At 73.6% G+C, this 22727-nt stretch carries 20 protein-coding genes; 14 read left to right on the top strand and 6 right to left on the bottom strand.

From position 1 onward, the window contains the following. The first annotated feature begins 86 nt into the window (after positions 1-86). Positions 87-512, top strand: coding sequence for a nucleoside-diphosphate kinase (ndk, locus tag ACN27A_RS14120; RefSeq protein WP_132240451.1), 426 nt, complete (start codon positions 87-89; stop codon positions 510-512). Between the two features lie 66 nt (positions 513-578). Here the strand turns inward: ndk and ACN27A_RS14115 are convergent, their stop codons facing one another. Then, positions 579-1019 (bottom strand): carboxymuconolactone decarboxylase family protein, encoded by a 441-nt coding sequence (locus ACN27A_RS14115; protein ID WP_421453389.1) that lies wholly within the window; start codon positions 1017-1019, stop codon positions 579-581. 411 nt (positions 1020-1430) lie between these two features. Between ACN27A_RS14115 and ileS the strand changes: the two genes are divergently transcribed. Both ileS and ACN27A_RS14105 read left to right on the top strand, forming a co-directional pair. Continuing rightward, entirely contained in the window at positions 1431-4622 is a 3192-nt protein-coding gene (ileS, locus tag ACN27A_RS14110; protein ID WP_421453386.1) for an isoleucine--tRNA ligase, read from the top strand. 161 nt (positions 4623-4783) lie between these two features. Beyond that, on the top strand, positions 4784-5479 hold the full coding sequence (locus ACN27A_RS14105; protein ID WP_421453384.1) for a lysophospholipid acyltransferase family protein: 696 nt from the start codon (positions 4784-4786) through the stop codon (positions 5477-5479). A 106-nt stretch (positions 5480-5585) separates the two neighbouring features. Here the strand turns inward: ACN27A_RS14105 and ACN27A_RS14100 are convergent, their stop codons facing one another. Beyond that, the gene (locus ACN27A_RS14100; RefSeq protein WP_421458462.1) at positions 5586-6782 is read right to left on the bottom strand and encodes a hypothetical protein; all 1197 of its coding nucleotides are present in this window, start codon (positions 6780-6782) and stop codon (positions 5586-5588) included. 686 nt (positions 6783-7468) lie between these two features. Here ACN27A_RS14100 and ACN27A_RS14095 point away from each other — a divergent pair. The 8 genes from ACN27A_RS14095 to ACN27A_RS14060 all read left to right on the top strand — a co-directional run bounded on the left by ACN27A_RS14095 (position 7469) and on the right by ACN27A_RS14060 (position 17252). Beyond that, positions 7469-9454: a TIGR03960 family B12-binding radical SAM protein gene (locus ACN27A_RS14095; protein ID WP_421453382.1), complete on the top strand. Its 1986-nt coding sequence runs from the start codon at positions 7469-7471 to the stop codon at positions 9452-9454. A 163-nt stretch (positions 9455-9617) separates the two neighbouring features. After that, the gene (locus ACN27A_RS14090) at positions 9618-10352 is read left to right on the top strand and encodes a TIGR03936 family radical SAM-associated protein (RefSeq protein WP_311413759.1); all 735 of its coding nucleotides are present in this window, start codon (positions 9618-9620) and stop codon (positions 10350-10352) included. Between the two features lie 131 nt (positions 10353-10483). After that, positions 10484-13591 carry an Rne/Rng family ribonuclease gene (locus ACN27A_RS14085; RefSeq protein WP_421453380.1) on the top strand — a complete coding sequence of 1036 codons (3108 nt, stop codon included), beginning with the start codon at positions 10484-10486 and terminating at the stop codon, positions 13589-13591. Positions 13592-13708: 117 nt separating this feature from the next. Beyond that, positions 13709-14224, top strand: coding sequence for a hypothetical protein (locus tag ACN27A_RS14080; protein ID WP_421453377.1), 516 nt, complete (start codon positions 13709-13711; stop codon positions 14222-14224). A 187-nt stretch (positions 14225-14411) separates the two neighbouring features. Beyond that, positions 14412-14726 carry a 50S ribosomal protein L21 gene (gene rplU / locus ACN27A_RS14075; protein WP_088975625.1) on the top strand — a complete coding sequence of 105 codons (315 nt, stop codon included), beginning with the start codon at positions 14412-14414 and terminating at the stop codon, positions 14724-14726. 11 nt (positions 14727-14737) lie between these two features. Continuing rightward, positions 14738-14992 carry a 50S ribosomal protein L27 gene (gene rpmA, locus ACN27A_RS14070; RefSeq protein ID WP_013288010.1) on the top strand — a complete coding sequence of 85 codons (255 nt, stop codon included), beginning with the start codon at positions 14738-14740 and terminating at the stop codon, positions 14990-14992. A gap of 91 nt (positions 14993-15083) precedes the next feature. Further along, positions 15084-16652, top strand: a complete 1569-nt coding sequence (obgE, locus tag ACN27A_RS14065; protein ID WP_421453372.1) for a GTPase ObgE — start codon at positions 15084-15086, stop codon at positions 16650-16652. Positions 16653-16802: 150 nt separating this feature from the next. Continuing rightward, positions 16803-17252 (top strand): GNAT family N-acetyltransferase, encoded by a 450-nt coding sequence (locus tag ACN27A_RS14060; protein WP_357577642.1) that lies wholly within the window; start codon positions 16803-16805, stop codon positions 17250-17252. A gap of 13 nt (positions 17253-17265) precedes the next feature. Here the strand turns inward: ACN27A_RS14060 and ACN27A_RS14055 are convergent, their stop codons facing one another. Continuing rightward, positions 17266-17925 (bottom strand): DUF6766 family protein, encoded by a 660-nt coding sequence (locus ACN27A_RS14055; protein WP_421453369.1) that lies wholly within the window; start codon positions 17923-17925, stop codon positions 17266-17268. A gap of 77 nt (positions 17926-18002) precedes the next feature. Next, positions 18003-18482 (bottom strand): DUF4383 domain-containing protein, encoded by a 480-nt coding sequence (locus ACN27A_RS14050; protein WP_421453366.1) that lies wholly within the window; start codon positions 18480-18482, stop codon positions 18003-18005. Between the two features lie 270 nt (positions 18483-18752). On the opposite strand from ACN27A_RS14050, the gene ACN27A_RS14045 reads away from it, so the two are divergent. Genes ACN27A_RS14045 through ACN27A_RS14035 form a run of 3 tightly spaced genes read left to right on the top strand, consistent with a single transcriptional unit; the run spans position 18753 to position 20696 of the window. After that, complete coding sequence (locus ACN27A_RS14045) at positions 18753-19532, top strand: hypothetical protein (RefSeq protein ID WP_421453363.1); 780 nt, start codon at positions 18753-18755, stop codon at positions 19530-19532. 31 nt (positions 19533-19563) lie between these two features. Continuing rightward, the gene (locus tag ACN27A_RS14040; RefSeq protein WP_421453360.1) at positions 19564-20016 is read left to right on the top strand and encodes a phage holin family protein; all 453 of its coding nucleotides are present in this window, start codon (positions 19564-19566) and stop codon (positions 20014-20016) included. Next, a complete protein-coding gene (locus tag ACN27A_RS14035) occupies positions 20013-20696 on the top strand; it encodes a DUF3618 domain-containing protein (protein ID WP_421453359.1) in 684 nt (227 codons plus the stop codon). The genes ACN27A_RS14040 and ACN27A_RS14035 overlap by 4 nt, the downstream gene beginning before the upstream one ends. A 106-nt stretch (positions 20697-20802) precedes the next feature. Here ACN27A_RS14035 and ACN27A_RS14030 read toward each other — a convergent pair whose 3' ends face one another. Together ACN27A_RS14030 and ACN27A_RS14025 are read right to left on the bottom strand one after the other, a co-directional pair. Beyond that, positions 20803-21852: a glycosyltransferase gene (locus ACN27A_RS14030; protein ID WP_421453356.1), complete on the bottom strand. Its 1050-nt coding sequence runs from the start codon at positions 21850-21852 to the stop codon at positions 20803-20805. Next, the gene (locus ACN27A_RS14025; RefSeq protein ID WP_421453353.1) at positions 21849-22586 is read right to left on the bottom strand and encodes a class I SAM-dependent DNA methyltransferase; all 738 of its coding nucleotides are present in this window, start codon (positions 22584-22586) and stop codon (positions 21849-21851) included. The genes ACN27A_RS14030 and ACN27A_RS14025 overlap by 4 nt, the downstream gene beginning before the upstream one ends. Positions 22587-22727: the final 141 nt, after the last annotated feature.

The raw sequence follows: 22727 nt of genomic DNA, 5'->3' as shown, positions 1-22727 counted from the left end.
ACCGGCCGCCGCGCCGGTGCCGGGACCGGGTCGCTAGGCTGACCGTACCCAGCCCGACCGTCTTCCGCGCACAGGAGGAACCCAGCGTGTCCAGCAGCAGCCCCGATGAGCGCACCCTCGTACTGATCAAGCCCGACGCGGTCCGCCGCGGGCTGGTCGGCGAGGTGATCTCCCGCTTCGAGCGCAAGGGGCTGCGGATCGACGCGATGGTGTCCCGGACGATGGACGCCGCGCTGGCCGACGAGCACTACGCCGAGCACGTCGACAAGCCGTTCTACCCGCCGCTGAAGGACTTCATGACCGGCGGCCCGCTGGTGGCGCTGGTGCTCTCCGGCGACCAGGTCATCGACGTGGTGCGCGGGCTCGTCGGCGCGACCGACGGGCGTCGGGCGGCGGCCGGCACGATCCGCGGCGACCTCTCCCTGTCCAACCGCGAGAATCTGGTGCACGCCTCCGACTCGCCGGACAGCGCGAAGCGCGAGATCGCGCTCTGGTTCCCCGAGTTGGTCTGAGACACCCGCCGTCGCGGGGCCGGTGCGCGTCGCGCGCACCGGCCGCCTGCGTCGCGTCGCGGACCGTCACACCTCCGTGGGGAGGTCGGTGCGGCAGGTCACGGCGATCCGGTTCCACACGTTGATGGTGGCGATCGCCATCAGCAGGTCGGCGAGTTCCTTCTCGGACCACACCTTCGCCGCCGCGTCCCAGACGTCGTCGGGCACGCCGTGCTCGCCGAGCCGGGTCACCGCGTCGGTGAGCGCCAGCGCGGTCCGCTCCCGCTCGTCGAAGAAGGGCGCCTCCCGCCAGGCGGCGACGGCGAAGAGCCGCCGCTCCGACTCGCCCGACGCCAGCGCGTCCCGGCTGTGCATGTCGATGCAGAACGCGCAGCCGTTCAGCATCGACGCCCGCAGCTTCACCAGCTCCAGCACCGTGTGTTCGACGTTCGCCCGGACGTACTTCTCCAGCCCCAGCACGGCCTGGTACGCCTGCGGTGCCACCTCGGCCACGTTGATCCGTTGCATGACGGCCCTCCTCGGTCCGGTCTGTGTCGTCACCCATCCGACGACGCGCGCAGGCGCGGCGTGACACCGGCAGGCGTGAGCATGGTCACGCCGCTCGGCACCCCGGGCAGCCGGTGACCGGGCGGGTTTACTCGGCGGCGATCTTCGTGGGTGGTCGGGTAACCTTGGCGGTCGTAAGGCGATGACCCGGCCATCACCGGTGAGCCTCCGGAAGAACAGCCGGTTCACCCCGGCCCAGTAGAACCGGACGGGTCCGGCCCGTCACAGCCGGCCAACGAGCGGGCGGTCGATCCTGGCCGCCAAGCGGGGTGGTACCGCGGGCCTGCCCGGGGGCGCCGTCGAGGCGTACCCGAGAAGGCTCGTCCTCGCAGACCCACACGACAGTGAGCTGCGCGAGGAGAGCGACCCCCGATGGTCTATCCGTTGCACGAACCGACCGCCGCCGGCGTTCCGGCCAGCCCGGACCTGCCCGCGGTCGAGCGCCGCGTGCTGGAGCACTGGACGGCCGACAAGACCTTCGAGGCCTCCGTCGAGGCCCGACCGGCCTCCGGCCGGCGACCGGAGACCGGAGACGCAGCCGGAGGCGGCGTCGCGGGCGACGCCGACAACGAGTACGTCTTCTACGACGGCCCGCCGTTCGCCAACGGCCTGCCGCACTACGGCCACCTCTTCACCGGGTACGTGAAGGACGTGGTGCCGCGCTACCAGACGATGCGCGGCCGGCGGGTGGAGCGGCGCTTCGGCTGGGACTGCCACGGCCTGCCCGCCGAGGTGGTCGCCGAGAAGCAGCTGGGCATCACCAGCAAGGCGGAGATCCTCGACCTCGGCGTGGCCCGGTTCAACGAGGCGTGCCGCTCCTCGGTGCTGGAGTTCACCCACGACTGGGAGCGCTACGTCACCCGGCAGGCCCGCTGGGTCGACTTCGCCAACGACTACAAGACCCTCGACCTGGACTACATGGAAAGCGTCATGTGGGCCTTCAAGACCCTGCACGACAAGGGCCTGGTCTACGAGGGCTTCCGGGTGCTGGCGTACTGCTGGCGCTGCGAGACGCCGCTGTCGAACACCGAGACCCGGATGGACGACGTCTACCGGGACCGGCACGACCCGACGCTGTCGGTCTGGTTCGCGCTGACCCCCGACGAGAGCGCGCCGGAGCTGGTGCGCGGGCCGGTGCGCCTCGGCGTCTGGACCACCACGCCGTGGACCCTGCCGTCCAACCTCGCGCTCGCCGTCGGCCCCGACATCGAGTACGCCGTGCTGGAGCGCGACGGGCAGCGGTACGTGGTCGGGGCGGCGCGGCTGGCCGCGTACGCCAAGGAGCTGGAGGGCTACGAGCAGGTCGGCACCGTGTCCGGCCGGGACCTGGCCGGGCGGCGCTACACCCCGCTGTTCGACTTCCTCGTCGAGCAGGCCGGCCCGAACGCCTACCAGGTGCTCGGCGCGGAGTTCGTCACCACCGAGGACGGCACCGGGATCGTCCACCTGGCCCCGGCCTTCGGCGAGGACGACCAGAACGTCTGCAACGCGGCCGGCATCCCCACCATCGTCACGGTCGACGACCACACCCGGTTCACCGCGCTGGTGCCGCCGTACGAGGGCGAGCAGGTCTTCGACGTCAACAAGCCGGTGATCCGGGAGCTCAAGGAGCGGGGGGTGGTCCTCAAGCAGGACACCTACACCCACTCGTACCCGCACTGCTGGCGCTGCGACACCCCGCTGGTCTACAAGGCGGTGTCGTCGTGGTTCGTCGCGGTGACGAAGTTCAAGGACCGGATGGTCGAGCTGAACCAGCAGATCAACTGGACGCCTGGGCACATCAAGGACGGCTCGTTCGGCAAGTGGCTGGCCAACGCCCGCGACTGGTCGATCAGCCGGAACCGGTTCTGGGGCTCGCCGATCCCGGTGTGGAAGTCCGACGACCCGAACCACCCGCGTCTCGACGTCTACGGCTCGCTGGCGGAGATCGAGCGGGACTTCGGCGTACGCCTGACCGACCTGCACCGGCCGGCGGTGGACGAGCTGGTCCGTCCGAACCCGGACGACCCCACGGGGAAGTCGATGATGCGCCGGGTGCCGGAGGTGCTGGACTGCTGGTTCGAGTCCGGCTCGATGCCGTTCGCCCAGGTGCACTACCCGTTCGAGAACCGCGACTGGTTCGAGCACCACTACCCGGGCGACTTCATCGTCGAGTACATCGGGCAGACCCGCGGCTGGTTCTACACCATGCACGTGCTGGCCACCGCGCTGTTCGACCGGCCGGCGTTCCGCAACTGCCTCAGCCACGGGATCCTGCTCGGCTCCGACGGGCGCAAGATGTCCAAGAGCCTGCGCAACTACCCGGACGTCTACCACGTGTTCGACTCGTACGGCTCGGACGCGATGCGCTGGATGCTGATGTCCTCGCCGGTGCTGCGCGGCGGCGACATGGCGGTCACCGAGCCGGGCATCCGCGACGCCGTCCGGCAGGTGCTGCTGCCGCTGTGGAACGTCTGGTACTTCTTCTCGCTCTACGCCAACGCCGACGGCTACTCGGCGAAGCGGAACACGACGAGCACCCACCTGCTCGACAGGTACGTGCTGGCGAAGACGAACGAGCTGGTGTCGACGGTCCAGGAGCAGATGGACGCGTACGACATCTCGGGCGCCTGCGTGACCGTGCGGTCCTACCTGGACGCGCTGACCAACTGGTACGTGCGCCGCTCGCGGGACCGGTTCTGGTCGGGCGACGCCGACGCCTTCGACACCCTGTGGACGGTGCTGGAGACGCTGTGCCGGGTGGTGGCGCCGCTCGCGCCGCTGACCGCCGAGGAGATCTGGCGCGGCCTGACCGGGGAGCGGTCGGTGCACCTGACCGACTGGCCGTCCGCCGGGGAGTTCCCGGCCGACCACGAGCTGGTCGCCGCGATGGACGCCACCCGGGAGGTCTGCTCGGCGGCGCTGTCGCTGCGCAAGGCCAAGGGCCTGCGGGTGCGTCTGCCGCTGTCGACGCTGACCGTGGCCTCACCCGTCGCGGCGCAGCTGCGGCCCTTCGGCGACCTGGTCGCCGACGAGGTCAACGTGAAGGCGGTGGAGTTCACCGACGAGGTGTCGGCGTACTGCCAGCAGGTGCTGACCGTGGTGCCGCGCGCGCTCGGCCCCCGGGTGGGCAAGCAGGTGCAGCAGGTCATCAAGGCGGTCAAGGCGGGGGAGTGGGAGCTGGTCGACGGCGCCCCGGTCGCCGCCGGCGTCACCCTCGCCGAGGGCGAGTACGAGCTGCGCCTGGTCGCCGCCGACGCCGAGCACTCCGCCCCGCTGCCCGGCGGCGAGGGCGTGGTCGTGCTGGACACCGAGGTCACCCCCGAGCTGGCCGCCGAGGGGCTGGCCCGGGACGTCGTCCGGGTGGTGCAGCAGGCCCGCCGCGACGCCGACCTGGACGTCTCGGACCGGATCGTGGTGGCGTTGTCGGCCGGTGAGGAGGTGCGTGCGGCGGTGGCCGCGTACACCGACTTCGTGGCCCGCGAGGTGCTGGCCGACTCCGTCGACTTCGCCGACGGGGTGGACGGCTTCACCGGAGAGGTGGGCGAGGGCGAGCGGGTGACCGTGGCCGTCCGCAGGGTATGAGTCGGTGAGACGGGGGCGGCCCGGCGCAGTGTCGCCGGATCGCCCCCACCGGCCCTGACATGCCTGCTCACCAGGCGGTCGACCCGCCACCCGGGCGACGACGCGTGGACCCGTCGGTTACGGTGACACCGCCTGTTCGCACACACTCCGCCGGAGGACCAGTGCCCCTGCTCTACACCATCGGCAAGCTCACCGTGGCGCCCGCGCTCCGGCTGGCCTTCCGTCCGACCGTGGAGGGGTTGGAGCACATTCCGGACACAGGGGGTGCGATCTTCGCGGGCAACCACCTCTCGGTCGCCGACGAGCTGTTCCTCGGCACCGTGGTCCCCCGGCACCTGGCGTTCTGGGCCAAGTCGGAGTACTTCAAGGGCACCGGCCCGAAGGGCGCCCTCTCCAAGCACGTGCTCACCGGCCTGGGCGCCATCCCGGTCGAGCGGGCCGGCGGTCGGGCGGCGCTGTCCGCGTTCGACGCCGCCATCCCGGTGCTGAAGGCCGGCGACCTGGTCGCGGTCTATCCGGAGGGGACCCGGTCGCCGGACGGCCGGCTCTACCGGGGGCGCACCGGGGCGGTCCGGCTGGCGGTGGCGGCCGGCGTGCCGGTCATCCCGGTCGGCATGACCGGCACCGACAAGGCCCAGCCCATCGGCACCCGGGTGCCCCGCCCCGGCCGCGCCAAGATCACCATCCGGTTCGGCAAGCCGCTCGACTTCACCGGCCGGTCGGACGACCGCACGTCGCTGCGCGAGATGACCGACGAGGTCATGGCGGAGATCCAGAAGCTCACCGGCCAGGAGTACGTGCCCCGCTACGCCCCGCCGCGCGGGCACTCCGCCACCCCCGGCGACGCCCCGGCCTGAGCCCGGGCGCGGGGCGGCCGGAGCCGCGCCGCTGCGCCGTCGCGGGCGTGGGACCGCAGCGGTCCCTCGACCGGGCCGGCCCGACGGCGTCGGGCCGGTGGAGCCGCTACTTCTGGTTGGTCGTGACCATCTGCTCCCGCAGGGTGCCGAGCAGGGCGGCGCTGTCGTCGAGGGAGAGCCGGGTGAAGACCGCGGTGGCGATGCTGCCGTGGTCGACCGAGGTGCACACCACCACGTCCTGGCCGTCGGCGCGTCCCACCGCGCAACGCTGGTGCCGGCCGCGTACGCCGGTGTCGATGACCTGGGCCTCGCCGAGGGAGTACTGCCCGGTGAGGCGGGTGATCTCGTCCTCCGCGTCGGACTCCGGGGTGAACCGGAAGCCGGTGCCGCCGAAGATCGTCACCCGCTTGCCGGCGGGCGTGGCGTAGACGCCGGCGAAGGTCTTCTCGGCCAGCCAGTGCGCCTTGCGCACGTCCGCCTCCAACTGCTTGGCGGCCGCCTTGCTGGTGTTGTCGTCGCGCAGCCGCAGGTCGGCCACCTCGGCCGGCAGGCTGGCCTCGGCCGGGTACTGCGACGCCATCGGCACCCCGTAGTAGGCCGGGCAACCGCAGCAGCAGGCCAGCATGAGCAGCAGGAACCACGGCCAGCGGCGACGCTTGCGGGCGGGCCTGGGGGCGTACCCCCTGGGGGCCTGCTGGCCGGGTGGCGGGCCGGCCGGCGGCGCCGTCGCCCGCCGTTGCCTCGGCGGCGCGGGCGGCGGAGGCGGTGGTGGCGCCGGGCGGGCCGGGCCGGGCGCCCGGGAGACCGGCGGCGGGGAGACCGGGTAGGCCGCGGGCGGCGGGGAGACGGGGTACGCCGACGGCGGCGGGGCGGCCGGGTACGCGGCCCGCGGCGGTGCGGGGCGCGGTGGCTCCGGCGGCGCGGGGGAGTGCACGGGCGGCGCGGAGTGCACGGGCGGCGCTGGCGGCCCGGAGTACGGCCTGGGCGGCGGCGCGGCGGGGTAGGGCAGCGTCGGCGAGGGCGGCGGGGGCGGCGGCAGGTCCCACCCTCCGGTGTCCGCGCCCGCCCACGGGTCGACAGGCGTGCGGTGCTCGGCGGGCTGCTCGGGCGGGGGCGCCGGCGGAGGCGCCGGCACCGGGGGGATCTCGGCCGACTCGCCCCAGGCGCGCTTGCGCGGCTTCGGCGGGGGTACCGCCGCCGAACCGCTCCACCGGGGCGCGGGCGGTTCGGCCGGTAGCTCGTCGCGGGGGAACATCCGGGTGCCCTGCGGCCCCACGGCCGGTGGCTCGTCGCCGGGGAACATCCGGGTGCCCTGCGGTCCTGCGGCCGGCGGGCCGTCGTCGGGCAGCAGGCGGGTGCCCTCCGGGCCGGTGCCGGCGTCCCGCCCGGGCCCGGCGTCCCGGGTGCCCTCGGCCCCGGTGCCGTCGGCGTCCTGCGGCGCGGTGGCGTCACCCGTGTCCGGCCGGTCGGCGGCGTCACCCGAGCCGTGCGGCGCGGTGGCGTCGCCCGAGGCATGCGGCGCCGTGGCGTCGCCCGGGTCCGGCAGCGCGGCGTCGGCCCCGGCGCCGCGCGCCCCCGCGTCGTCCGGGTCCTGCCTTGCGACGGACGTCGCGGTCGGCCCGGGGTCGTCGGTGGGCAGCTCACGGGTGCCCTCCGGGCCCGTGCCGCCGGCGGGGGCGGGCGTTGCGGGGGAGGTCGGGGGCTCCTCGGTGACCGCCGGATCCGGACCCTGGTCCTGACCCGGGGGGCTCCCGTCGGCCGGCCGGTCCGTGCCCGGCTGCGGCTGCGGCATCGCGGCAATCTCCTCTCGCGCCGGTCCGAGGTTAGTACCGATGCGCCAGCGGGGCGATTCCGGCCACCGCCGTCGCCGGTACCGCAGGGCCGGGGCGGGCGCTGCGACGTGCCGGGGGCGCGGCGACCGGCGCCCCGAGGGCGTGGCGACCGGCGTGCGCGCGGTGGCCGCCGCCGGGCCGCGTACCCTTGGGCATCATGAGCGTCCCGTCCACCACGCCGCGCCCCGCCGCGGCCAATTCCGTCTGGCCCCTGCTGGAGCCGCTGCTGCCCCAGGTGACCAAGCCCATCCAGTACGTCGGTGGCGAGCTGGGCGCGGTGGTCAAGGACTGGGACGCGGCGGCCGTGCGCTGGGCGCTGATGTACCCCGACGCCTACGAGGTCGGCCTGCCCAACCAGGGCGTGCAGATCCTCTACGAGGTGCTCAACGAGCTGCCCGACGTGCTCGCCGAGCGGACCTACGCGGTCTGGCCGGACCTGGAGAAGCTGATGCGCGCCCACGGCGTGCCGCAGTTCACCGTCGACGCGCACCGCTCCGTGCGCGACTTCGACGTCTTCGGCGTCTCCTTCTCCACCGAGCTGGGCTACACCAACCTGCTCACCGCGATCGACCTGGCCGGCATTCCGCTGCTCGCCGCCGACCGCACCGACGCCGACCCGGTGATCGTGGCCGGCGGCCACGCCGCGTTCAACCCGGAGCCGATCGCCGACTTCGTCGACGCCGCAGTGCTGGGCGACGGCGAGGAGGCGGTCCTGGAGATCACCGGGATCGTGCGGGAGTGGAAGGCCGAGGGCTCCCCGGGCGGGCGCGACGAGCTGCTGCTGCGCCTGGCCCGCACCGAGAGCGTCTACGTGCCGCGCTTCTACGACGTGGACTACCTGCCCGACGGCCGCATCCAGCGGGTCGTGCCGAACCGGGCGGACGTGCCGTTCCGGGTGCACAAGCGCACGACCATGGACCTGGACGCCTGGCCGTACCCGAAGAAGCCCCTGGTCCCGCTGGCCGAGACCGTGCACGAGCGGTACGCCGTGGAGATCTTCCGGGGCTGCACCCGGGGCTGCCGGTTCTGCCAGGCCGGCATGATCACCCGGCCGGTGCGCGAGCGCTCCATCACCACCGTCGGGCAGATGGTGCGGGAGGGGCTGGAGTTCTCCGGCTTCCACGAGGTGGGCCTGCTGTCGTTGTCGTCGGCCGACCACTCTGAGATCGGCGACATGTGCTCCGGCCTGGCCCAGCAGTACGAGGGCACCAACGTGTCGCTCTCGCTGCCGTCGACCCGGGTGGACGCGTTCAACATCGACCTCGCGCAGGAGCTGTCCCGCAACGGGCGGCGCACCGGCCTGACCTTCGCCCCCGAGGGCGGGTCGGAACGGATCCGCAAGGTCATCAACAAGATGGTGTCGAAGGAAGACCTGATCCGCACCGTCGTCACCGCGTACACGAACGGCTGGCGGCAGGTGAAGCTGTACTTCATGTGCGGCCTGCCCACCGAGACCGACGAGGACGTCCTCGAGATCGCGGACATGGCCCACGAGGTCATCCGGGCCGGCCGGGCCGCCACCGGCTCGAAGGACATCCGCTGCACGGTCTCCATCGGCGGGTTCGTGCCGAAGCCGCACACCCCGTTCCAGTGGGCGTCGATGGAGCGGCCGGAGGTCATCGACGGCCGGCTCAAGATGCTCAAGCAGGCGATCAACGCGGACCGGTCGCTCGGCCGGGCGATCGGCTTCCGCTACCACGACGGCGAGCCGTCGCTGATCGAGGGCCTGCTCAGCCGGGGTGACCGGCGGGTCGGCGCGGTGATCCGGCGGGTGTGGGAGAACGGCGGCCGGTTCGACGGCTGGAGCGAGCACTTCTCCTACCAGCGCTGGGTGGAGGCGGCGACCGAGGTCCTGCCGGCCTTCGGCGTCGATCTCGACTGGTACACCACCCGCCAGCGCGACGAGCTGGAGGTCCTGCCCTGGGACCACCTGGACTCGGGCCTGGACAAGGACTGGCTCTGGCAGGACTGGCAGGACGCGCTCAGCGAGTACGAGCAGGACGACTGCCGGTGGACCCCGTGCTTCGACTGCGGCGTCTGCCCGTCGATGGACACCGAGATCCAGATCGGCCCGACCGGGAAGAAGCTCCTCCCGCTCACCCCGATCAACGGTCTGAAGCTCCCCACCGGCGCCCAGCAGTAGCCCCTGCGCACGGCGGGCACGCCCGCCGTGCGCAGGGTTGATCATGTGGTTATCGTCAGCGGCACGCGAGTCGCGAGCAGTGCCGTCACGATCAACCGGTTCCGACACGAGGAGCACGACGATCAGTAGGAAACCACAGCCAGAGGGCGGCCAGGCACCCGTCGTGCAGCGGGTCCGGATCCGGTACGCCAAGCGCGGCCCGCTGCGCTTCACCTCGCACCGGGACTTCGCCCGGGCGTTCGAGCGGGCGCTGCGCCGGGCGGGCGTGCCGATCGCCTTCTCCCAGGGCTTCACCCCGCACCCCAAGATCTCGTACGCCAGCGCGGCCCCGACGGGCGTGGCGAGCGAGGCGGAATACCTGGAGATCGGCCTCCGCGAGCAGGTCGACCCGGCGGAGCTGCGCGCCGCGCTGGACGCCGCCCTCTCGCCCGGTCTCGACGTGCTCGACGCCGTCGTGGCCGCCGGCGGGAGTCTTGCCGACCGGATCGAGGCGTCGCACTGGCGCATCGAGCTGCCCGAGGTCGACCCGGCCGTCCTGCAACGGGCGGTTTCCGCCTTCACGGCCGCCGAGGAAGTGCTGGTCGAGCGGATGACCAAGCAGGGCCGGCGCACCTTCGACGCCCGGGCAGCGGTGATCCGCATCGATGTGATCGCGTCGCCGGAGACGCCTTCCGGGGCACCGGCCGTACCGTGTGCGATACTCGAACTGGTCGTGCGGCAGGTCACCCCCTCCGTGCGGCCCGATGACGTCCTTTCCGGCCTCCGCGTGGTGGCCGACCTGGAGCCGCCGGTCTCGCCGAGGGTGATCCGGCTGGCACAGGGCACGCTGACCGCGCAGGATGCGATCGCGGATCCGTTGGAAGCGGACCGCGACGGGGCAACCATCGGTGAACGCTGACCGTCGGTCGGCGTTCAGGTAGGCAGACTTCGGCGGTCGCGCACCGTGCGCGCCCGGCGGAAACACTTTTGCGGCGACCCTGCGTGGCAGCGCTCACCCGCGCCCGGGGCAGCCAGAACTGGAGAACGTCCATGCTCGAGAACGAGCCCGAGGGCGGCGAACGGACCGGTTCACAGCCGGCCGACGAGACCGCTGACAACAGCACCGTCGACAACTCCGCCGGGGCGGAGAACGCCGCCGGCACCGCCGACGCCGGAACCGGCGGGGCCGAGCAGGCCCCGGCCGCGCCGGTCAAACGGCGTACGACCCGGCGACGGACCACGCCACTGAACCAGCCGGAGCAGACCGAGGTGCCGGTCGAGGCGTCGACGGCGCCCGTGCCGGGCCGCGGCGAGGCGCCCCAGGCCGAGGTGTTCGCCCCCGTCTCCGGTGATCTCGACGCCGCCCCGAAGGCGACGCGCCGCCGCCGCAAGGCCACCACCGCGAAGGCCGCCGAGGACACCACCGCGCCGCCCGCCGAGGCCGCCGGGCAGGCCCCCGAGGCCGCCGCGCCGCCCGCCGCGGCGGACCAGGCACCCGCCGAGCCGGCCGCGCCGCCGGCCAAGGCGACGCGTACCCGCCGGAAGAAGGCCGCCCCCGCCGCGGCTGAGCCGGCCGCGGAGACCCCGACCGACGCCCTCGGAGCCGGCACCGCGCCCACGGAGCAGCCGCCGGCCGCCGCCGGCATCGAGCCGGAGGCCGGCACCGGGTTCGGCGCCGCCGCCCCGCCCGCCGCGGTCAGCGGCGCGGAGAGCCGTTCCGGCGAGGTCCCGCCCGGCGTGGCGGTCACCCCGCCCGCCGAGGAGGAGCCGACCGAGGCCGTCGAGCCGGACGTCGAGCCGGAGCCGGTCGTCGAGCCCGAGCCCGTTGTCGAGCCCGAGCCGCGCACCCGCCGCCGGCGGGCCGCGCTCTCCGCGCCCACCGTGCTGTTCATGGCCCCGCAGCCGGAGGACGTCCCGGTCGCCCGGGTCGTGGTTCCCGCGCCGGAGCCGGAGGAGCCCGCCGCCGAGGAGCCGGCCGAGCCGGCGCGCCGCCGCCGGCGTGGCCGCCGCGACGTCGAGGCGGTCGAGGTCGTCGAGGCCGAGGAGCCGACCGAGGAGGCCGAGGAAGCCGCCGAGGACGAAGACGAGGACGAGGACGAGAGCGCCGCGGCCCGCCGCCGGCGCCGCCGTGGCCGTCGCGGCCGCGGCCGGGGCAAGGGCGGCGCGGAGGACGCCGAGGACGAGGAGTCCGAGGAGGCCGCGCAGGCCGAGGCGGAGGAGTCCGAGTCCGAGGGCGACGAGGACGAGGAGGCCGAGGGCGGCGACGCGCTGACCCGTCGCCGTCGTCGTCGCCGCCGCCGGGGCGCCGGTGACGTCGAGGCGGGCGCCGACGACGGCGTGCCGACCGTCGTCAAGATCCGCGAGCCGCGCAAGACCGTCGACGAGGTGCAGGGCGTCTCCGGCTCCACCCGGCTGGAGGCCAAGCGGCAGCGCCGCCGCGACGGCCGCGAGCAGCGCCGGACCCGGCCGCCGATCCTCAGCGAGTCGGAGTTCCTGGCCCGCCGGGAGGCCGTCGACCGGGTGATGGCGGTACGCCAGCGCGGCGACCGGACCCAGATCGCCGTCCTGGAGGACGGGGTGCTCGTCGAGCACTACGTCACCCGCAACTCCTCCGGCACCATGGCCGGCAACGTCTACCTCGGCAAGGTGCAGAACGTCCTGCCCAGCATGGAGGCGGCGTTCGTCGACATCGGGCGCGGGCGCAACGCCGTCCTCTACGCCGGCGAGGTCAACTGGGACACCACCGGCCTGGAGGGGCGGGCCCGCTCGATCGAGCAGGCGCTGCGCTCCGGCGACTCGGTGCTGGTGCAGGTCACCAAGGACCCGATCGGCCACAAGGGCGCCCGGCTGACCAGCCACATCGCGCTCTCCGGCCGACACCTGGTCTACGTGCCCCACGGCAACGCGTCCGGCATCAGCCGCAAGCTGCCCGACACCGAGCGCAAGCGGCTGCGGGACGTGCTGAAGAAACTGGTGCCGGACGGCGCGGGCGTGATCGTCCGGACCGCCGCCGAGGGCGCCAGCGAGGACGAGCTGGCGCGCGACGTCAAGCGGCTCCAGGCGCAGTGGGAGGACATCCAGGCCAAGGCGGCCGAGGGCGGCGCCCCGGTGCTGCTCTACGAGGAGCCGGACCTGGTCATCCGGGTCGTCCGGGACCTGTTCAACGAGGACTTCCGCGAGCTGGTGATCGAGGGCGAGCAGTCGTACGACATCGTCGAGTCGTACCTGTCGCACGTCTCCCCGGACCTGGTCGCCCGGCTGCGCCGGCACGTCGGCGCGGCCGACGTCTTCGCCGAGTACCGGATCGACGAGCAGATCATCAAGGGGCTGGACCGCAAGGTCTTCCTCCCCTCGGGCGGGTCGCTGGTGATCGACCGGACCGAGGCGATGACGGTCATCGACGTCAACACCGGCAAGTACACCGGCTCCGGGGGCAACCTGGAGGAGACGGTCACCCGCAACAACCTGGAGGCGGCGGAGGAGATCGTCCGCCAGCTCCGGCTGCGCGACCTTGGCGGCATCGTGGTGATCGACTTCATCGACATGGTGCTGGAGTCCAACCGTGAGCTGGTGCTGCGCCGGCTGACTGAGTGCCTGGGCCGGGACCGGACCAAGCACCAGGTCACTGAGATCACCTCGCTCGGGCTGGTGCAGATGACCCGCAAGCGGATCGGCGCGGGCCTGCTGGAGGCGTTCAGCGAGACCTGCGAGTGCTGCAAGGGCCGGGGCCTGATCATCCACACCGAGCCGGTGCCGGAGAAGCCGCGTTCCGGCGGCGGCAGCGCGGGGGAGAAGGTCAAGGCGGTCGCCTCGGCCGTGGCCGCCCCGGCGGCACCGGAGCAGGGCACCGGCACTTCCCGGCGGCGGGCGCGCAAGAGCGCGCCGGCCGAGCGCACCGTGGCCGAGGTCACCGAGACCGACGCCGACGCCGCGCCGAACGCCGAGTACCACGACACCATGGGCTACGACCTGTCCCGCTACGAGGCGGACACCGCCGCCGCCGGAGAGGTCGCCGACAGCCAGACGGGCGAGTCGGCGCGGCTGGCCGCCCCGGACGACCCGGACGCGCTCTCCGACGCCGACGGCGACGAGTCGGAGGGGGGCTCCGGCCGGCGCCGGTCCCGCCGCAGCGGCGCGCGGCGGCGTACCCGGCCGTGACCGGCTGACCGACCCGACGTGTGACAGGGCCCCTTCCCGGTGATGTCCGGCGGGAGGGGCCCTGTCGTATGGTCGATCCCCGGCCACGATCGGCCGCCTGCGGTCAGGAGAAGAACGATGCGCCGTATGCTCGCCGTCACCGCGCTCACCGCCGTCCTGCTCTCCGGCGCCGGATGCGCGGCCGAGCGCCCGGAGCGGGCCGGCCCGACCGGCGGCGCACCGAGCGGTGGCGTCACGCCGGGCGGATCCGTCGGCAGCGGGGCGCCGGGCACCGGGCCGGGGGCCGGCAGCGGGGCGGCCGGCGGCAACGCGCCCGAGGTGTGTGCCGCGGCACAGCGGGCCGGCGAGACGGCCGTGCGGACGTACGTCGAGGAACTCGGCAAGATGGTCGCGGCGGTCGGGGCGGACGACGCCGCGGCGGCCCGGACCGCCCGGGACCGCATCTCCACCGCGCTGACCGACTGGCGCAGCACGCTGCGGCGCGAGTCGACCCGGGCCGAGGACGCGCAGCTCAAGACCCTCCTCGCGGACATGGCGGCGGAGGTCGGCACGCTGGGCACCGACGTCGACTCGATCGACGAGACCGGGCTCGACCGGCTCCGGCAGCGCCTCGACCAGCTCTGCGCCCGCTGACCGGCGGGGCCGGTTTGGGCGTCGGCCCTCCGATGGCGTACGCTGGCCTGCGGTGCACTTTGGTGTACCGAGTTCTCGCGTGCCCGCGCCGCCGTGCCTCTGCTACCCGGCGAGCCGCCGCGGGAACAACCGACCGGCAACGGTGGGAAAGACGCCAGCAGCCTCAACGACAGGGAGTCCGCCTCCGATGTACGCGATCGTCAAGACCGGCGGCAAGCAGTACAAGGTCGCCGAGGGCGACGTGATCGAGGTCGAGAAGCTCGTCGGTGCCCCCGGCGACGCGGTGAAGCTCACCGCGGTGCTCCTCGTCGACGGTGACGACCTGGTGACCGACGCGGCGAAGCTTGCCAAGGTCGCGGTGTCCGGCGAGATCGCCGCGCACACCAAGGGCCCGAAGATCCGGATCCACAAGTTCAAGAACAAGACCGGCTACCACAAGCGCCAGGGTCACCGCCAGCCGTTGACCCAGGTCAAGGTGACCGGCATCTCCAGCGGGAAGTAGGTCGTCCTCAGATGGCTCACAAAAAGGGTGCGTCCAGCTCGCGTAACGGCCGTGACTCCGCGGCGCAGCGGCTCGGCGTGAAGCGCTTCGGTGGTCAGGTCGTCAGCGCGGGTGAGATCCTCATCCGTCAGCGTGGCACCAAGTTCCACCCCGGTGACCTGGTCGGCCGCGGCGGAGACGACACGCTCTTCGCGCTGGCCGCCGGTTCGGTCCAGTTCGGCACCAAGCGCGGTCGCAAGACCGTCAGCATCGTGCCGCAGCAGTAGTTCGAAGGCGTTGCGGGCCGCGGACCTCGTGTCCCGGCCCGCTTCGCTTTTTTCGTGCGGGGCGTGAACCTCGCTGGAAGGATTGACGCCCGTGGCGACGTTCGTTGACCGGGTCGTCCTGCACCTGCAGGCCGGCGATGGTGGGCACGGTTGTGTCTCGATCCACCGGGAGAAGTTCAAGCCGTTCGGCGGCCCCGACGGCGGCAACGGCGGGCACGGCGGCAGCGTGTCCCTGGTGGTCGACCCGCAGGTGACGACGCTGCTGGACTTCCACTTCCGCCCGCACGTGAAGGCCGAGAACGGCAAGGGTGGCGCCGGCTCGAACCGGGACGGCGCGAACGGCCGCAACCTCGTGCTCAAGGTGCCGAACGGCACCGTGGTGCAGGCTCCCGACGGCACGGTCCTGGCCGACATGGTCGGCGCCGGCACGACCTTCGAGGTGGCCCGGGGTGGGCGCGGCGGCCGGGGCAACGCGTCGCTGGCCAACGCCCGGCGCAAGGCCCCCGGCTTCGCCGAGCTGGGCGAGCCCGGCGAGCAGCTCGACGTGGTGCTGGAGCTCAAGAGCGTCGCCGACGTCGGGCTGGTGGGCTTCCCGTCGGCCGGCAAGTCGTCGCTGATCTCGGTGATCTCCGCCGCCAAGCCGAAGATCGCCGACTACCCGTTCACCACCCTCGTGCCCAACCTGGGCGTGGTGCGGCTGGACAACCACACCTTCACCGTCGCCGACGTGCCCGGCCTGATCCCCGGCGCGGCCACCGGCAAGGGGCTGGGCCTGGAGTTCCTCCGGCACATCGAGCGCTGCGCGGTGCTCGTGCACGTCATCGACACCGCCACCCTCGAGCCCGGCCGGGACCCGGTCGCCGACATCGACACCATCGAGGCCGAGCTGACCGAGTACGGCGGCCTGGCCGACCGTCCCCGGCTGGTGGCGCTCAACAAGGTCGACGTGCCCGACGGCCGGGACCTGGCCGAGATCGTCCGCCCCGACCTGGAGGAGCGCGGTTTCCGGGTGTTCGAGGTCTCCGCGGCGACCCGGGAGGGGCTCAAGGAGCTCATGTACGCCATGGCGGAGCTGGTGGAGCAGGGGCGCAAGGCCGCGCCGCCGGCCGAGGCGACCCGGATCGTGATCCGCCCCCGGGCGGTCGACGACGCCGGCTTCACCATCGAGGCCGCGGCGGACGGCGCCTGGGTCGTGCACGGCGTCCGTCCCGAGCGGTGGGTGCGGCAGACGAACTTCGACAACGACGAGGCCGTCGGCTACCTGGCCGACCGGCTGGCCCGCCTGGGTGTCGAGGAGAAGCTGGGCAAGGCCGGCGCGGAACCGGGCGACCTGGTCCGGATCGGCGAGCGGGAGTTCGACTGGCAGCCGACCCTCTACGCCGGGGCCGACTTCATCCCCGGCAACCGGGGCACCGACGTCCGGCTGGAGGAGAAGTCCACCCGGGCGTCCGCCGCGGAGCGGCTGGCGGCCCGCAAGGCCCGCCGGCAGCGCCCGGAGGACGACGTCGAGGGCACCGACGCCGACGTCTCCGACGACGTCGACCCGGCCGACGGCTTCGGCGACGCCGGGCCGGTCCGGGAGGCCGGCCCGTCCGACGGACCCGGTCCTTCCCAGGAGCCCGGTCCGTCCCGCATCGCGGCGGCGGGCGACGCCGAATAGCCCGCCCCGGCGGGCGACGCCGAATAGCCCGCCCAGCGGGCGATGCCGAATAGGCCGCTCAGGCGGGCGACGCCGGATGGCTCGTCGCGCTCCGTGCGCGGGTCGACTGCCGGAAACCTGCCCGAAATCCCCGCCGCCTAGCGTGGCCTGATGCTGATCGAGTCCCGCCCCGCCACCGACGCGGAGATCGACGCCCTGGTCGCCGCCCAGCAGCGCGAGCTGCGGGCGGCCGACGGCGGGCTGGACGGTCAGGCGACCGTCACCCACGACGACATCCGCTACCTGGTGGTGGTCGCCGACGGGCGGGCGGTCGCCTGCGGCGGGATCCAGGCGCTCGACGCGGGCACCGGCGAGGTGAAGCGGATGTACGTCCGCCCGGCCTACCGGGGGCGGGGCATCGCCCGGCAGTTGCTGACCGCGCTCGAGGAGTTGGCCTTCCAGCAGGGGTACGCGGTGCTCCGCTTGGAGACCGGCACGTACCTGCCGGCCGCGATCGGGCTCTACACCTCCAGCGGGTACGAGCCGATCCCGGTCTACGGCGAGTACGTCGGCAACCCGTACAGCGTGTGCTTCGCCAAGCGGCTGCGCGTGCCGGCCTGACGGGGCCGGGCGGTCAGTCGCCGGTGTGCGCGTGTTCGGCGGTGACCGGCTTCGACTCCGGCGAGGCGTGCTGACGCAGGAAGATGCTCAGCACGATCAGCGTGCCGACGGCGAGGAACTCGCTCTGCCAGTTCTGCATCGACTGGAACCAGAAGTCGCTCGTGCCGAGGAACTCCCACGCGCCGATCGGCGGCGCCCCGCTCTGCAGTGCCTGCTGCTGGTTGTAGTCGGCGGTCCCGCCGAGCAGGTGGCCGACGAACGAGCCGGCGAAGATCATCAGCAGCGCGATGGAGAGGCTGTTGCGGTAGACCACCAGGGGCAGCCCGCCGGCGCGTACGGGCCAGGGGGAGTCCGGGGTGGCCCGCCGCTCGTCGTCCTCGGGCCGGTCGGTCTGCCCCACCGGCTTCGACTCCGCCGACCCGCGCTGCACCAGGTAGGCGGTGAGCAGGACGTAGCCGCCCATCTGGAGGAACTCCGACTCCCAGTTCTCGAAGACCGACTCCATGAAGTGCCCGGTGCCCAGGTACGCCGGCCAGCTGGTCGGCGCGGCCCCGAACTCGGCCAGCTCCTGGTTGTACGTCTGCCAACCGAACACGCTCTGCAACACCAGGAAGACGAAGAAGGCGCCGAACATCGCCACGGTCAGCGCGTTGTCACGCAACCACCTCGGCATGACGACCTCCTCGTCGACGGACCTCCGACCTGCGTGCCCGAAGGGCGCGGCGGGCAAACGCCGCCACGCGGCGCGGGTCAGGGGCGGTCGAAGGGGTCGTCGGCCCGGGTGCCCGTGCCCACCTGGTTGGAGAGCAGCAGCCCGAAGGCGAGCATGCCGAAGCCGAGGACCAGGTGCAGCCAGTTGTCGGCGTCGTTGACCGGGATGAAGTTCGCCGCGCTCTCCCGGTCGATCGCGAAGCCGTACAGCCACAGGCCGAGGTAGAGGGCACCGCCGCCGGCGAGGAAGACCCGGGCCCCGGCGACGCTGCGGGCCAGCAGCAGGCCGGCCAGTCCGAAGCCCAGGTGCAGCGCGTTGTGCAGGATCGACACCTGGAACAGGCCGAGCAGCCGGGCCTCGGAGTGGTGGCCGGCGAACGTCATGTCGGCGTAGTTGACGGTGATGCCGGGGATGAACCCGAGCACTCCGATCAGGGCGAAGACCCCGGCCGCGGCCACGGCGGCGAGCTGCACCTTCGGCTTCGGGCCCGCCGGGCCGCCGCGTGCGTGTCGTGCCATCGATTCACCTCCGTGGACCCGCGGAACGCCCTGCCCGCGGCGCCGGCGGCGGCGGGAGTGTCCGCCACTGCGCGTGACAATGCCGACACGCGATCCGGCGATCCTCCATTTTGTAGCGGCCCGGCGGCGGCCCGCAGGGAAAGTCACGAAGGAGGTATGGAACCGGCGACGCAGGGTAGGTCAAGAGATGCGACGGCAGGAACCGGCCGGCGCATCCCCCCAGCACACGCAGCACACACCCGCGAAGACTTTCCGAGCGGAAGGGAAATCATGACCTACGATCTGTCACCCACGACTTCCACGTACGGGCAGGATTCGAGCAACGGCAGCGGCGTCCGCGAGCAGGCCCGTCAGGTCGGCTCGGAGGCCAAGCACGCCGGCGGCGCCGTCGCCGAGACGGCCAAGGAGCAGGGCCGGGAGGTCGTCGGCGAGGCGAAGCTCCAGGCGCGCAACCTCTACGGCGAGGCCCGCAGCCAGCTCGCCAGCCAGGCCGGCGACCAGCAGCGGCGCGCCGCCGGCGGGCTCCGTTCGCTGGCCGACGAGATGCGCTCGATGGCCGAGCAGGGCGGCCAGGCCGGCCCGGTGAGCGAGATCGCCCGCCAGGCCGCCGACCGGGTGCACGGCGTGGCCGGCTGGCTGGAGCAGCGCGAGCCCGGCGACCTGATCGCCGAGGTGCGCGACTACGCGCGTCGCAACCCGGGCACCTTCCTGGTCGGCGCCGCCGTGCTGGGTGTGCTCGCCGGCCGGCTGACCAAGAACATCTCGGCCGCCGGCGACGGCCAGGGTGGCAACGGCTACCCCGCGTACGGCTCGGGCGCCGGCTACGACCCGGAGCGGACCGCGGTCATCCCGACCCCGCCGGCCCCGCGCGCGGTGCCGGACGCCGTACCGCCGGGCGGCTACCTCGACCCGACCCCGGGCGCGTACGCCGACCCGCAGACCACCACCAGCTACGCCGACCCCGCCGGTGGCGTCGGCCAGCCGTTGCCGCCGGTGAGCCAGACCGACCCGCTGCCGGGCGTGCCGTCGACCGGGACCACCCGTCCGTGAGCCCACGAATCACCCGAAGGGAGGCGGCGGCATGAGCATGCCGACGCAGGGGGCGGGGCTGGACTCCGGCTACCACCCCCACGACGCGGACGAGGTCAGGGGCAGCTCGATCGGTGAGCTGATGCGCCAGGTCACCAGCGACCTGTCGACCCTGATGCGGCAGGAGGTCGAGCTGGCCAAGGCCGAGATCCGCCAGGAGGGCAAGAAGGCGGGCAAGACCGCCGGCTTCTTCGGCGGCGCCGGCTTCGGCGGCTACATGGTGGCCCTCTTCCTGTCGCTGGCCCTCTGGGCCGGGCTGTCCAACGTGATGGACGCCGGCTGGGCGGCGCTGATCGTGGCCGTCATCTGGGGCGCGATCGCCGCGATCCTCTACACCAAGGCCAAGAAGAGCGCCGAGCACATCCGCGGCCTCAAGCAGACCAACGACAGCGTGCAGCGGATCCCCGACGCGCTCAAGCCCCACCCGCAGGAGGTCACCCGATGAGCACCGACCCGGACCAGATCCGCCGGGAGATCGAAGCCACCCGGAACAACCTGAGTTCCGACGTGGACGCGCTGGCGTACAAGGTCAGCCCCGCCCGCATCGTCGACGACCGCAAGCAGCGGGCCCGCAACGCACTGCAGAATGTGAGGGACAAGGTGATGGGAACCGCTTCCGACCTGGGTCACAGCACCAAGCACGGCGCCCACGCGGTGGGCGACCACGCCTCCTCGGCGGCGTCCACCGTGAGCGACAAGGCCCACTCGGCCGCCTCGACGGTCAGCGACAAGGCGCACTCGGCGGCCTCGACGGTCAGCGACGCCGCGCAGCGGGCGCCGCACGTGATCCGGCAGAAGTCCGAGGGCAACCCGCTGGCCGCCGGCCTGATCGCCTTCGGCGTCGGCTGGCTCGCCTCCTCGCTGATCCCGGCGACCCGCCGCGAGCAGCAGGTGGCGTCGCAGGTCAAGGAGAAGGCCGGCGAGCACGCCGGGGCGGTGAAGGAGAAGCTGGGCGAGGTCGCCAACGAGCTGAAGGAGGAGCTGCGCGAGCCGGCGCAGCACGCCACCCAGTCGGTCCGCTCGACCGCCCAGGACGCGGTGCACGCCGTCAAGGACGACACCCGTTCGGCCGCGCACGACGTGAAGGACCAGGCGCAGCAGTCCCGCGAACAGGTGCGGTACTGACCAGCCCGATCACCGTACGCCGCAGCTCGCGGCCACTCCCGGAGCACCGTCCGGGGAGTGGCCGCGAGCTGTCGTGTGCGTGCCGGGCGGGTGGCGGTGCCCAGAGTCAGCGCAGGTGGCGGCGGAGGGTGCGTTCGAAGTGGGCGGCGCGGCGCACCCGGCCGCCCGCGTAGCGGACCCCGCCGAGGAGCAGGCGCCGGCCGACGGCGAGCCAGCCGCACACGCCGCGCTCCAGCACCCAGAGCGGGGCCGCCAGGGCGGTGGCCGGCGGGAAGACCGCGGCGCCCCCGCCCCTGCGCCGGCCCGCCTCGGCGAGCGCCACCGTGGTCACGGCCGCCCCGAGCAGCAGCGTCGGCCGCCGGGTCGCGACCGCCGCCGCCAGCGCCGGCAGGACCGCGAGCGAGGTGACCAGGCGGGCCGGCTGGGCCAGGTCGTCGTACGCCTGGCGGACCCGTTGGCCCAGGAAGTGGGCGGTGTCCGGCGGCAGCCGGCGTACGTGCAGCCAGGCGGGTGCCGCCTCGGTCCCCCCGTACGCGCGCACGGTGCGGATCAGCTCCAGGTTCTCGAAGAGCACGTCCGGGTCGTATCCGCCCATGGCGAGGAAGGTGCTCCGGCGTACCGCCAGGGTGCCGGGGTAGTCGGCGCCGAGCGCCCGGTTGAGCAGGGTGCGCCCGGTGTCCCACCACGCGTGCCAGGGCAGCGGATCGAAGTAGTTCTGCGGCCGGACCAGGTCCACCCGGTCGAGCAGCCGGTGCACGGCGAGCAGCCCCGCGTCGTCGTACCGGACGTCGTCGTCGGCGATCACCACGTGCTCGTGCCGGGCCGCGCCGACGCCGGTGAGCACCCCGGTCACCTTGCCGTTGACGCCGCGCAGGGCGGGATCCGGCCGCAGGTGCCGGACCAGGCCGCGCCAGGCCTCCGCGTGCCGGGCGAACACCTCCGGCGACGATCCGTCGACCACGGTCACGTCCACCAGGGCGCTCAGCCGCCGCAGGTAGGCGGTCAGTTCGGTCAGCCCGGCGTCGTCGGTCCAGCGCAGCGGCAGCACGTACGCCATGGGAAGCCGGCGCTCGGCGGCGCCCCCGGCCGTCGGCGCGCCGGTGCCGCGGCCGTCGCCGCCGGGAGCGGCACCGGCCGGGCGGGCCGGGGCGCTCACGCCCGCTCCGGGCGGCGGTAGACGGAGACGTGCTCGCGGCTGTGGTCGGTGAACGGCCGGCCGGACCAGTCCTCCCACCGGTGCTCGCGGCGCAGCCCGGCCAGCTCGGCCATCAGGTCGAGCTCCGCCGGCCAGGCGTAGCGGTGGTTGGCGGGCAGCAGGCGCACCCCGTCGTTGCCGATCCGGACCTTCGTGGTGGTCATCCGCTGCTCGGCGGGGTGCAGCAGGGCCGCCTCCAGCAGCACCACGTCCTCCGCCACCCGCACCGGCCGCAGCGCGCCGCCGGCGCGGAAGGCGCCCGGGTCGGGCACCCACGCCTCGACGACGAACCGGCCGCCGGGACGCAGGTGGGCGGCGGCGTTGCGGAAGCAGGCCACCTGGGCGGCCTGGTCCGGCAGCGCGAAGATCGTGTTGAACGCGAGCACCACCAGGGCGAACTCGCCGGGCACCCGGGTCTCGGCGAAGTCGCCGACGGCCACCTCGATCTTGTCCCCGCCGGGCTTGGCGCGCAGCCCGGCGGCCATCTCCGGGGAGCCCTCGACACCGGCGACGGTCAGTCCCCGGTCGACCAGCGGCAGGGCGAGGCGGCCGGTGCCGATGCCGAACTCGCACACCGGGCCGCCGTCGGCGAGCGCGGCGAGGCGCTCCACCGCCGCGTCCGGTGTCAGGTGCGCGTACGTCTCGTCGTAGACGTCCGCGGCGTGCCGGCCGTACTCGCTGGCGTCGAAGGACACGGAGCCTCCCGGTGGCGGTGGGTGCCCGCAGCAGGTGCCCGGTTATCGACCGGGCAAACCGGCGCGTCGTTTCGGTCGGGCGGTCCCGGGTAGCGCAACTGGTGCGGGTGGTCGATCCCCGGGCACCCGGGTGGAGGAGAC

This window comes from Micromonospora sp. WMMD737, from assembly GCF_049179055.1.
Lineage (GTDB): Bacteria > Actinomycetota > Actinomycetes > Mycobacteriales > Micromonosporaceae > Micromonospora > Micromonospora reichwaldensis.
Note: the sequence above shows the minus strand (reverse complement) of the source record. Positions and strands in the feature narration are given on the sequence as shown.